General features: G+C 73.4%; 8 protein-coding genes and 1 riboswitch. Of the genes, 5 read left to right on the top strand and 3 right to left on the bottom strand.

From position 1 onward, the window contains the following. Positions 1 to 32 precede the first annotated feature (32 nt). Together AC0680_RS20315 and AC0680_RS20310 are read left to right on the top strand one after the other, a co-directional pair. The gene (locus AC0680_RS20315) at positions 33 to 1,406 is read left to right on the top strand and encodes an SWIM zinc finger family protein (protein ID WP_478630553.1); all 1,374 of its coding nucleotides are present in this window, start codon (positions 33 to 35) and stop codon (positions 1,404 to 1,406) included. An 87-nt stretch (positions 1,407 to 1,493) separates the two neighbouring features. Then, positions 1,494 to 3,245, top strand: a complete 1,752-nt coding sequence (locus AC0680_RS20310) for a DUF5691 domain-containing protein (protein WP_478630550.1) — start codon at positions 1,494 to 1,496, stop codon at positions 3,243 to 3,245. A 53-nt stretch (positions 3,246 to 3,298) separates the two neighbouring features. On the opposite strand, the gene AC0680_RS20305 is transcribed toward AC0680_RS20310, so the two are convergent. After that, positions 3,299 to 3,757 (bottom strand): cobalamin B12-binding domain-containing protein, encoded by a 459-nt coding sequence (locus AC0680_RS20305; protein WP_384487115.1) that lies wholly within the window; start codon positions 3,755 to 3,757, stop codon positions 3,299 to 3,301. Between the two features lie 375 nt (positions 3,758 to 4,132). On the opposite strand from AC0680_RS20305, the gene AC0680_RS20300 reads away from it, so the two are divergent. Beyond that, positions 4,133 to 5,014 (top strand): esterase/lipase family protein, encoded by an 882-nt coding sequence (locus AC0680_RS20300; protein WP_478630547.1) that lies wholly within the window; start codon positions 4,133 to 4,135, stop codon positions 5,012 to 5,014. Between the two features lie 191 nt (positions 5,015 to 5,205). Then, positions 5,206 to 7,020 carry a M23 family metallopeptidase gene (locus AC0680_RS20295; RefSeq protein WP_478630544.1) on the top strand — a complete coding sequence of 605 codons (1,815 nt, stop codon included), beginning with the start codon at positions 5,206 to 5,208 and terminating at the stop codon, positions 7,018 to 7,020. A gap of 97 nt (positions 7,021 to 7,117) precedes the next feature. Here AC0680_RS20295 and pcrA read toward each other — a convergent pair whose 3' ends face one another. After that, positions 7,118 to 9,598, bottom strand: a complete 2,481-nt coding sequence (gene pcrA / locus AC0680_RS20290) for a DNA helicase PcrA (protein ID WP_478630542.1) — start codon at positions 9,596 to 9,598, stop codon at positions 7,118 to 7,120. A 281-nt stretch (positions 9,599 to 9,879) separates the two neighbouring features. Continuing rightward, positions 9,880 to 10,048, top strand: a riboswitch (cyclic di-AMP (ydaO/yuaA leader). Between the two features lie 7 nt (positions 10,049 to 10,055). Here pcrA and AC0680_RS20285 point away from each other — a divergent pair. Further along, the gene (locus AC0680_RS20285; protein ID WP_478630540.1) at positions 10,056 to 11,222 is read left to right on the top strand and encodes a C40 family peptidase; all 1,167 of its coding nucleotides are present in this window, start codon (positions 10,056 to 10,058) and stop codon (positions 11,220 to 11,222) included. A 161-nt stretch (positions 11,223 to 11,383) separates the two neighbouring features. Here the strand turns inward: AC0680_RS20285 and AC0680_RS20280 are convergent, their stop codons facing one another. Then, positions 11,384 to 11,737, bottom strand: a complete 354-nt coding sequence (locus tag AC0680_RS20280; RefSeq protein ID WP_478630537.1) for a hypothetical protein — start codon at positions 11,735 to 11,737, stop codon at positions 11,384 to 11,386. Positions 11,738 to 12,091: the final 354 nt, after the last annotated feature.

Below are 12,091 nucleotides of genomic sequence, written 5' to 3'. Positions count from 1 at the left end.
GATTGTCAGTGGTGCGTCGTAGCGTCGGAGACATGAATCCGCAGGGGGAACGCTGGACGACGGATCAGGTGCTCGCGCTGGCGCCTGACGAGGCATCGGGCAGGGCCGCCGGCAGGCTCGCGGCGGCCGGGACGTGGTCGGAGACGGGCGCGGACGGGGGTGCGGTGTGGGGGCTGTGCGAGGGCAGCGGAAAGCAGCCCTACCAAGCGGTCGTGGACATCAAGGGACCTGCCTTCAGGTGCAGTTGCCCGAGCCGGAAGTTTCCGTGCAAGCACGCGCTGGGGCTGCTGCTGCTCTGGGCGGGCGAGGAGGGGGCGGTGGCGTCCGGGGAGCCGCCGCAGTGGGCACAGGAGTGGCTGGCCGGCCGCCGCGAGCGCGCCGGGCGGGCGGAGGGTGCGCCGTCGGGCGGTGGCTCGGCGTCGCGCGCGCCCGCCGACGCGGAGGCCGCCGGGCGGCGGGCGGAGCGCCGGATGCGTCGGATCGCCGCGGGCGCCACGGAGTTGGAGCAGCGGCTGGAGGATCTCCTGCGGTCCGGTCTGGCCTCCGCCGGCGGGGGCACCTCGGGCTCGGGGGGAGGGTCCTGGGACGAGACCGCCGCGCGCATGGTCGACGCCCAGGCGCCCGGACTCGCCGCGCGGGTGCGTGAGTTGGGGTCGCTGACCGGGTCCGGCCCCGGCTGGCCGGCCCGGCTGCTGGAGGAGTGCGCGCTGGTGCACCTTCTCGGTCAGGGCTTCCTCGGCATCGAGCGGCTGCCCGCGCCGCTCGCGGCGACGGTCCGTTCGCGCGTCGGGCTGACCACGGAGGCGGCGGAGGTGCTGACCGGCCCGGAGGCGGCGACGGTGCGGGACCGCTGGCTGGTGCTCGCCCAGCAGGACGGTGAGGACGGCGCGTTGACCACCCGCCGCATCTATCTGCGGGGCGAGCGGACCGGCCGGATGGCGCTGCATCTGTCCTTCGGCGGTGCGGGCCGGCCCCTGGAGGTGACCCTGCCGCCCGGCCTGGTGCTCGATGCGGACCTGTCCTACTACCCGGGCGCCCGCCCGCTTCGCGCCGCCCTGGGCGAGCGGCACGCCCCGACGGCGCCGGGGCCGGTGCCGCCGGGCTGCGGCGTCGACGCCGCCCTGGCCGCGTACGGCGACGCGCTGCGCGACGACCCGTGGCTGGATTCCTGGCCGGTGGTGCTCGCCGATGTCACGCCGGTTCCGGGCCGTGACGGCGAGGGCTGGCAACTGGCCGACGCGGACGGGGAGTCGGCGCTCCCGCTGGACCCGCGCTTCCTCGGCCGTACGGGCCTGTGGCAGCTGACCGCCATATCGGGCGGTGCGCCGCTCACGGTCTTCGGCGAGTGCGGCCACCGCGGCTTTCTGCCGCTGACGGCCTGGGACCCGACCCCGGTGGCCCTGTGACGCCGGCCCGCGGCCGCGCCGGCCGCGCCCGTTGTGGCACCAGCCCGTCCGTACCCCCCATCCACCACCGATGCCTGGAGGAAGGGCATGACGACCACCACCAGCCCTGACACCACCACCAGCCCGGACACGGCCACCAGCCCGGACACCGCCGGCGCCGGCCCGCCCGCCGCGGCCGCCCGGCCCCCGGCCCCCGCGCCCACCGCGACCGCCCCGGCTCCCTGGCCCGATCTGGTCGGTGCGGCGCTGCTCGGGACCGAGCGGCGCCGGCCGCCGGTCGCGGTGCGGGCCGGGCAGACCGCCGCGGCCGCGCTGCTGGACGCGGCCGCGGTGAGCACGGTGCGCCGGCGCGCCGCGCTGCGCCCCGCACCGGCCGGTGAGCGGCCCGTTCCGGCCCCGGCCGATCCACGGCCCCCGCTGCCGCCCGCCGCGCGCCGCAGGCTGTCACTGCTGCTCGCGGACCGCGGCGGCGGAGCAGCCGGCAGCCGCCGCGGCACGGCCCCCGATCTCACCGAGCTGCTGCCCCAGTGGCTGGCCGCCGCCGGCGGCCATGGCTACCGCGCCCCCGACGCGCTGCTGCCCGCGCTGCTCGACGCCGCCCGGGCCCGTACGGACCTGCGGCCCGCCGCGCTCGCCCTGGCGGGACCGCGCGCCCTGTGGCTGGCGCGGCTCAACGACGCCTGGCGGTTCGCGCTTCGCGGGAGCGGGGGCCCGGCCGCGCTGCCGGGGGACGACGACGCCGAGAGCGTGCGGCGGCGCTGGGAGGAGGGCCTGTTCGCCGAGCGGGTCGCCCTGCTGACGGCGCTGCGCCGCCGCGACCCGCGGGAGGGCCTGGACCTGCTGCGCAGGACGTGGGCGACGGAGCGGGCGGAGGACCGGTTGATGTTCCTCGACTCGCTGCGCGAGGGCCTGTCGGCGCCCGACGAGCCCTTCCTGGAAGAGGCGCTGTCCGACCGCAGCCGCAATGTGCGCGCCACGGCCGCCGAGCTGCTCTCCGCGCTGCCCGGTTCCGCGCTCGCGGCCCGTATGGCGCGGCGCTCCCGCACCTGCGTCGGACTGGACCGCACGGCCGGCACGGCGGTGATCGCCGTCGAGGCGCCGCACGAGTGCGATGCGGGCATGCTGCGGGACGGCGTCGCGCCCGCACCGCCCTCCGGTCGGGGCGAACGGGCCTGGTGGCTGGGCCAGTTGGTGGAGGCGACACCGCTGGAGGGCTGGCGGGCGCGGTTCGATGGCCGCGACCCGGTGGCGATCGTCGCGCTCCCGGTGGCCGACGACTGGCGGACCGAGCTGCACGACGCCTGGTGCCGCGCCGCCGTGCGCCAGCGCGACGCCGAGTGGGCGCGGGCGCTGCTGGGCGCGCCGGCCGCGCCGGCCCAGGCCGCCGAGGTCGCCCCGGCCGGCTCGTCGCGGGATCTGACCAAGCTGCTGACGGTGCTGCCGGAGGAGGAACGGGCCCGGTGGGTGGCGGAGTTCATCGCCGCGCACGGCCTGTCGGACGCCTTCCGGATGCTCGGCGTGTGCGCGGTCCCCTGGGCCGAGCCGCTGGGCCGGGCCGTCGTCGACGCCCTGGACATCGCCCGGGACGCGGGGAGCTACCCCTGGAGCTTCAGCGGGGTGATGGGCCTTGCCGAGCGCTGCCTGGACCCGGCCGCGGCGGACCGGCTCGACATGCTCACCGCGGTCACGGACGAGCCGGAGGGCGCCTCGCCGGGCTCCGGCGGCTACTGGTCCGAGGCGTTCGTGCGGCTGGTCGGCACGCTGCGGCTGCGCGCCACGATGCGTGCCGAGCTGGCCCCGGCGCCGTCCCCGGGCGACGAGGGCCGGGGCGCGCGGTGATCGTCCGCCCCCCGGCCGCCGGCCGCCGCCTTCTTGCTGCGCCGCGCCGCGGCTCAGACCGCCAGCGAGCGCACGTTGGCGTTGACCCACTCCACGATGGAGGCGGTCGTCGCGCCCGGGGTGAAGATCTCCGCGACGCCCTGCGCCTTGAGCGGGGGGATGTCCGCCTCGGGGATGATGCCGCCGCCGAAGACCTTGATGTCGGCCGCGTCGCGCTCCTGGAGGAGTTCGATGACCTTCGCGAAGAGGGTGTTGTGCGCGCCGGAGAGGATGGACAGCCCGATCGCGTCGGCGTCCTCCTGGATGGCGGTGTCGACGATCTGCTCCGGGGTCTGGTGCAGCCCGGTGTAGATCACCTCCATACCGGCGTCGCGCAGCGCCCGCGCGATGACCTTGGCCCCCCGGTCGTGCCCGTCCAGGCCCGGCTTGGCCACCACCACGCGGATCGGCCCCGACCTGCCCGCCGCGCCCTGGCTCCCCGCTTGCGCCCCGTCCTGCCGAGCCACACTCATCACTGCCTCCAAGCCATGCACGGCACTGTGGTGCCGCCGAGCCGACAATCGATCGCGCGACCGCGATCCGGCGGCCACGAGCGTGAACGAACGTTATCTCCAGCATCGCTTACCCAGCTGTTTCGTGACATCCGGGGAGGGGGAAATCACACGTGGGACACGTTCGCTACGCGCCGCGTTCCGCGTGTCGTCACACCACGGCCACGTGGTGCGGTGTGCGCGGGCCGGGCGCCCGGGGAGCCGCAGCAGGGCCACCGCGCCACGGGGCGCGCATCAGGGCGAGTACGCCGCATGCTCGCCTTCGCAGCTCACGGCTTCCCGCGAGGGCATACGGGGGACGAAGGCGCCTCCCGCATGCCGTTCGGGAGGTCGGCCATGCAGGTCCTGCCCTTGCTCGGTACACCCCTTCTGATCGCGCGCGCCGTGCGCGCACCCCTGCGGTGCGCGCGTCTGCTCCCGGTGCGCTCCGCGCGCCTGCCGGCCCGCAGCACGGTCGTGGAGCTGGCGGTCCTCGCCGGCCATCTCCTCCTCTATCCGACCGGCATCCCCCGTGAGCGCCCGCTGCCCCGCCCCACCGCCGCCGCCGATGCCCCCATGCTGCTGCCGACGGAGGGCCGGGCCCGTCCGCCCGTCCTGCTGCTGCACGGCTTCATCGACAACCGCTCGGTCTTCGTGCTGCTGCGCCGCTCGCTCAGGCGGCACGGCTGGCGCCATGTCGAGGCGCTCAACTACTCCCCGCTGACCTGCGATCTGCGCCGGGCCGCCGAGCTGCTGGGCCGCCATGTGGAGGAGGCGTGCGTACGGACCGGCCACAGCCGGGTGGACCTGGTGGGCCACAGCCTCGGCGGGCTCATCGCCCGGTACTACGTACAGCGGCTCGGCGGCGACGCCCGCGTCCGCATGCTCGTCACGCTCGGCACACCGCACTCCGGCACCCGCGTCGCGCCCCTGATGTCGGCGCACCCGCTCGTCCGGCAGATGCGCCCCGATTCCGAGGTGATAGCGGAGTTGTCGCTCCCGGCTCCGCACTGCCGGACGCGGTGGGTGGCTTTCTGGAGCGAGGAGGACCAGGTGATGGTGCCGGCCGCGACAGCCAGAATCGATCACCCGGATCTGATCGCGCAGAACGTGCGGGTCCTTGGTGTCGGGCATCTCGCGCTACCGGTCAACGGCGCCGTCGCCGCCGGAGTACGTGAGGCGCTGAGCTCCACGGAGGCGGCCGGGGAGGCGGGTGCGGACGCCGTTTCGGTGGCCTGACCGCCTCCTCCGACATGACTCGGAGTCGAACACCCGTCGAACGGGGCGCCAAGAAGTCGCATGCGGGCTGCCGAAAGGCGGCCAAATGCCCGGTCTTGCCGAGCCCGGTTCCCGTGGAAGATTGTCGCCGTCGCGTACCGCCGGGTACAGTCGCCGCTAATTCTCCTGCTGCCGAGGCGAAAGAGAAGTTGGTGAACGACCGTCACCCATCGGAAGGCCCTCTTCCGACCGGCTCCGCTTCCGACGCCTCGTATGCGCACTATCCCGCCTACGACGCCTACGGGCAGCAGCACTCCGGGACCGGCAGCGCCGGTTACGGCGACGGCGACCCCCTCTTCGGCTCGCTCCCCGGCTCCTACGACACCGGGACGTACGACACCGGCTCCTATGCGACCGGCGCCTATGGCACCGTCACCTACGACGCCGGGACGCACGGCAGCGGTTCCTACGACACCGGCACCCACGACACCGCCGCGTACGGCGCCGGCGCGTACGGCACGGGCAGCTACGACACCGGCGCGTACGACACGGGGGCCTACCCCACGGCCACGGGCGGCGGCTACGCCACCGGCATCTACGACACCGGCAGCTTCCCCTCGACACAGTGGGACACCGGCGCCTACGAGACCGGCGGCGCGGGCTACGACCCGTATGCGCACACCGCGTACGACACCCTGGCACCGGGGGCGGCCGCCTACGCCTCCGCGGCGCACGAGTCCGGCGCCTACGAGGCGGCCGCCTACGAGGCCACCTCGTACGGACACGGCGGATACGACACCGGCAGCCAGGCCACCGGCGCGTACGACACCGGCAGTTATCCGACCGGGATGTCGACCGGGACGTACGAGACAACAGGCGCATACGAGACGGCCGGTGGCTACGACACCATCGGCCGGCAGGCCACCGCCGTCGAGGAGACCGCCGCCTTCGAGGCCGCGACCTTCGACACCTCGGGCTTCGAGACCCAGAGCTATGAGGCCACGGCGATCTGGCCGGCGGCCGACCAGGAACTGATCGCCGGAATCCCCGCACAGGCCGGCCCGCCGCCGGGCGACACCGACCAGTGGGAAACCGCCACTTGGGAAGCGGCCGAACCGCACGACGCCGGCTCCGGCGTCGACGGCGGCATCGACGACGACGGCAGCGCCCGCCTGGACGAGGCCGCCGCCGTGGCGGACGCCATGACGCAGGCGATGCCGGTGACCCCCGCTGACCCCGCCCCCGCCGGCCGCCGGGTCACCGGTCCCCCGGCCGGGAAGGCCGTCCGCGGCCGGGGCCGGCGGCGTCCGGCCAAGCGGTCGGCGCTGCTGACCGTCGCCGTTCCGTCCGTCGCCGCCATGGGAGTGTGCGGTGTGGCGGCCGCGTCCGTCGCCGGTATCGGCGGGGACGACAAGGACGAGACGACCACCCAGGCCGCGGTCGACCCGGGGGCCGTGAAGCCCTCCGCGGCCAACAAGAAGCTCGACACCCAGCTCGCCGGGCTCAGCGCCGGCGCCGACGACTTCCGCGACCGTGCCAGCCGCACCCAGGAGCGGATCGACCTCAAGGAGCGCCAGGCGCTGGAGCGCAAGCGCAAGGCGGAGGAGGCGGCCCGCAAGGAGGCGATGCGGCCCAAGTTCGTGCTGCCGGTCAACCAGCACGGGCTGAGCGCGCTCTTCGGCCAGGCCGGTGTGAACTGGATGTCCGTGCACACCGGCATCGACTTCCCGGTCGACTACGGCACCCCGGTCCTGTCCGCCACCGACGGCACCGTCCGCACCCAGTGGAACTCCGCCTACGGGAACATGGCGATCGTGACCTCGCCCGACGGCACGGAGACCTGGTACTGCCATCTGAGCAGCACCAAGATCCGCTCCGGGTCGATCAAGGCCGGTGACCAGATCGCCTACTCGGGCAACTCCGGTAACTCGACGGGACCGCATCTGCACTTCGAGGTGCGGCCCGGCGGGGGCTCGGCGATCGACCCGCTGCCGTGGCTGCGCAGCCACGGGCTCGACCCGAACTGACCGCTGCCGTACCGTTCCTGCAACGTCAGGCGTGCCCTTCCCGCAGCGTCGGGCCGGCGCCGCTCCCCCGTCCTGCGCCGGCCCCCGTCCCGCCCGCCTACAGCTTCTCGACGGGCGCGTACCGCAGCAGCAGCCGCTTGGGCTTCTCGCCGCCGAAGTCGATGGTCGCCTCGGCGTTGTCGCCGCTGCCCTTGACGCCGACGACCGTGCCGAGCCCGAAGCTGTCGTGGGTGACGCGGTCGCCGACGGCCAGCGAGACCACCTCGCGGTCCTTTGTGCGCCGGGTCGCGAAGCCGCTCGGGCCCTTGGCGCGGGCCGACGAGAGCGTGGCGCCGACGCCCCCGCCGAAGCCGCCGGATCCGCCGCTCCTCGACGTCAGGCCGCCCATGGACGCCGAAGGCGTCGCCGGACCGGTCCGGCGCCATTGCACGTAGTCGTCCGGGATCTCCTCCAGGAACCGGGAGGGCGGGTTGTACGACGGCTGGCCCCAGGCGCTGCGCATCGTCGAGCGGGTGACGTAGAGCCGCTCGCGGGCGCGGGTGATGCCGACATAGGCCAGCCGGCGCTCCTCCTCCAGTTCCTTGGTCTGGCCCAGCGCCCGCATGTGCGGGAAGACGCCGTCCTCCATGCCGGTCAGGAAGACGACCGGGAATTCCAGGCCCTTCGCGGTGTGCAGCGTCATGAGGGTGATCACGCCGCTGCCCTCCTCTTCCTCGTCCGGGATCTGGTCGGAGTCGGCGACCAGCGCGACCTGCTCCAGGAAGTCGGAGAGCGTGCCCGGGTTGCCCTCGCCGCGGTCCTGCTCGAACTCCAGGGCCACGGCGGCGAGTTCCTGGAGGTTCTCGATCCGGGTCTCGTCCTGCGGGTCGGTGGAGGCCTGGAGCTCGGCGAGATAGCCCGTGCGCTCCAGGACGGCTTCCAGGATCGTGGCGGGCCCGGCGCCGGACTCCACGATCGTGCGCAGCTCCTCCATCAGGACGTTGAAGCGCTTGACGGCGTTGGCGGAGCGGGCCGCCATGCCGTACGCCTCGTCGACCCGGCGCAGCGCCTGCGGGAAGGTGATCTTCTCGCGTGACGACAGGGCGTCGATCATCGCTTCGGCGCGCTCGCCGATGCCGCGCTTGGGGACGTTGAGGATGCGGCGCAGCGGGACGGTGTCCTCGGGGTTGGCGAGCACCCGCAGGTACGCCAGGACGTCGCGGACCTCCTTGCGCTCGTAGAAGCGCACCCCGCCGACGACCTTGTAGGGCAGACCGACCCGGATGAAGATCTCTTCGAAGACCCGGGACTGGGCGTTGGTGCGGTAGAAGACGGCGACGTCGCCGGCCTTGGCGTCGCCGGCGTCGGTCAGGCGGTCGATCTCGTCGGAGACGAACTGCGCCTCGTCGTGCTCGGTGTCGGCGACATAGCCGGTGATCTTGGGGCCGGCGCCGGCGTCCGTCCAGAGGTTCTTGGGGCGGCGGTTCTCGTTGCGCTCGATGACGGCGTTGGCGGCGGACAGGATCGTCTGGCTGGAGCGGTAGTTCTGCTCCAGCAGGATCGTCGTGGCGTCCGGGTAGTCCTCCTCGAACTGGAGGATGTTGCGGATCGTGGCGCCGCGGAAGGCGTAGATCGACTGGTCGGCGTCACCGACGACGCACAGTTCGGCCGCGGGGATGTCGGCCGTTCCCCTGCCGACCAGCTCGCGCACCAGGGTGTACTGGGCGTGGTTGGTGTCCTGGTACTCGTCGACGAGCACATGGCGGAAGCGGCGGCGGTAGTGCTCGGCGACGTCCGGGAAGGCCTGCAGCAGATGGACCGTCGTCATGATGATGTCGTCGAAGTCCAGGGCGTTGGCCTCGCGCAGCCGCGCCTGATACATCGCGTACGCCTCGGCCAGCGACTTCTCGAACCCGTCGGCCGCCGTCTGGGCGAAGGTCTCCTCGTCGATGAGCTCGTTCTTGAGGTTGGAGATCTTCGCGCTGAAGGACTTGGGCGGGAAGCGCTTGGGGTCCAGGTCCAGATCGCGGCAGACCAGCGCCATCAGGCGCTTGGAGTCGGCCGCGTCGTAGATCGAGAAGGAGGAGGTGAAGCCGAGCTTCTTGGACTCGCGGCGCAGGATGCGCACGCAGGCGCTGTGGAAGGTGGAGACCCACATGGCGTTGGCCCGCGGGCCGACCAGCTGCTCCACGCGCTCCTTCATCTCGCCCGCGGCCTTGTTGGTGAACGTGATCGCGAGGATCTGGCCGGGGTGGACATGGCGCTCGGCGAGCAGATGCGCGATGCGGTGGGTGAGCACCCTGGTCTTGCCGGAGCCGGCGCCCGCGACGATCAGCAGCGGGCCTCCGGCGTGCACCACGGCGGCCTTCTGCTCGTCGTTGAGCCCCTCCAGCAGCGCGGCCGGGTCGACGGGCGGGCGGGCGGCACCGTCGCGGTAGTACGCCTCGGTGTGCACGGGCGCGTCGAACCGCCCGCCGAAGAGGTCGGCGGGGACCTCCTCCGGGACCGGCTCGTGCTCGTCCTCGGGGGGCGGGGGGTGCTCCTCCTCGCCCTTGGGGCCGAGGTCCGCCAGAAAGCTGTCGTCAAAGAGGCTGCTCATCGCCCACCGAGTCTAGGCCGCCGCACTGACAGCGCGCCGGGGAGTACGCGATTGTCCGCGCCGGGGCAGGTCAGGCGGCCGGAGGCGGAACCGACGGGTGCCGGACGCCTACCCGAACCCGACATCTGACGCAACACCCCCCGCAGCGCGTTCAGGTCACGAAAAGGTTTCGGGCATATCGAACATCAGCCTTCACAGGAGCCACACGAATTGGCTAACGTCCTCGCTCGGGCAGCCCGCCTCCCCGCGGTCGACAGCTTCCGCACGGGCCGCCCGCGCCGAGTCCGGCCCTGCCACCAGGCACCCGGAGCCGGGGACCCACCAGCACCACCGGGGTGAATCGATCCAGCAGCCGCCGTCGGCGACCGCACGGACCGTAGGGCAAGCCTTCCGTCAGCGACACCGCCCGAACCCGACAGCTAACCCGGTAGGCGGTCCACGGAAGGAGTTGCCGGCCTTGGCGTCCCATCGCAAGCCGCGCACCAGCGTTCTCATATCGCCCGGGAGCCGGCGTACGGCGGCCGGGCTCACCACCGCCGCGCTCGCCTCGGTCACCCTGCTCTCGCAGTCCGCCGACGCCGCCCCCAGGGCGCCCAGGCCCTCCATCGAAGAGGTCAAGCAGAAGGTCGACGGCCTCTACCACCAGGCCGAGGTGGCCACCCAGAAGTACAACGCCGCCAAGGAGCGCGCCGACCACCAGAGCGCCACCGTCGACGGTCTGCTCGACGCCGCCGCCAAGCGCGCGCAGCGGATGAACGAGTCCCGGCGCGAACTGGGCACCTTCGCCTCGGCGCAGTACCGCACCGGCGGCATGAACCCGACGGCGCAGCTGATGCTCGCCAAGGACCCGCAGCAGTTCGTCGACCGCAGCCACCTCATGGAGCGGCTGACCAGCCGCCAGAAGCAGGCGGTCACCGACTACCAGGAGCAGGCGGCGGCCGCGGCGCGGCAGCGGGCCGAGGCCACCCGCAGCCTGGAGAAGCTGCAGAAGTCGCAGGCCGCGCTGAAGGAGTCCAAGCAGTCCGTCCAGGAGAAGCTGGCCGAGGCCCGGCAGCTGCTGTCCCGGCTCACCGCCCAGGAGAAGGCGCGGCTCGCGGAGCTGGAGCGCCAGAAGGAGGAGGCGGCCCGGCGCAAGGCCGAGGAGGAGGCGCGCCGGCAGCAGGAGCGCCAGCGGCAGCAGGACGGCGGCTCGACAGGCGGACAGACCGGCGGCGAGACCGGCGGGCAGACCGGTGGCGGCACCAGCGACGGCGGCTCCACCGGGGACTCGTACGCCACCAAGGCGGAGAAGGCCCTGGCCTTCGCCCGCGCCCAGATGGGCAAGCCGTACGTCTGGGGCGCCACCGGGCCCAACTCCTATGACTGCTCGGGGCTGACGCAGGCGGCGTGGAAGGCGGCCGGGGTCGATCTGCCGCGGACGACCTGGGACCAGGTCAAGGTCGGCCAGCGGGTGGCGACCAAGGATCTGCAGCCCGGTGACCTGGTGTTCTTCTACGACGACATCAGCCACGTCGGCATGTACATCGGCGGCGGCAAGATGATCCACGCTCCCAAGCCCGGCGCCAGCGTCCGGGAGGAGTCGATCTACTACATGCCGATCTACGGGAGCGTCCGCCCGGCCTGAGGCAGGCCCCGCCTCCCCGCGGACCACTCCCCCCCGAGGCGCCCCAGGGCGCCGGCAAGGCCACCCCCCACGGCAACCCCCCACACGCCACCGCGCGGCCATCGGCTCCGGATTCCGGAGCACGGTGACCGCGCGGTGTGCCGTAGTAGCGGGTGCCGCCGTCAGGTCCAGAGCACCGCGATGAAGATGTTGGCGATCGTGAGCCCGCCCACCGCGCCGAACAGCGGCGCGGGGACCTTCTCCTCGTCCCGCTTGACGTAGACCAGCGCCAGGATCACCACCAGTACGGCCATCTTGACGGCGATCTTGATGTTGTTGACGGAGTGGTCCTGGGCCTGGTTGAGGCCGACCAGCACGATGCCGGTGACCAGCATCGTCAGCGCGCCGTGCAGCATGGCCGGCACGAAGCGGGCGGTACCCGCGCCCATCGCCTTCATCTGGGTCAGGAAGCCGCCCAGCAGGGAGGCGATGCCGATGATGTGCAGGCCGACGAAGACATTGATTACTACGTCCATAGTGCTGGATCGTAGCCGCCGTATAGCACGCCCCTTCAGGCAGGGCGTCCGCAATCGCCGCTTCGGTCACGGCAGACCGGTCCCGGTGTGCAGGCGGCGGCGGTGCGGTCACCCGCGCACCGGCCGCGGTCGAAAGCGAACAATGCCAGCCAACCGGACTCACCCCCGTGACGCCCAGGCTTAGCGTCCTCCTCCAGGCGGCCGACATCCCGCCATCACCGGCCTGAGCGCCGGTGTTCCGTCGGCCGCCCCGCCGAGAGGTGGGGGGGGGGGGGGGGGGGGGGGGGGGGGGGGGGGGGGGGGGGGGGGGGGGGGGGGGGGGGGGGGGGGGGGGGGGGGGGGGGGGGGGGGGGG

This window comes from Streptomyces sp. NPDC043738 (assembly GCF_056436545.1).
This window is presented reverse-complemented; position numbering and strand designations above follow the sequence as displayed.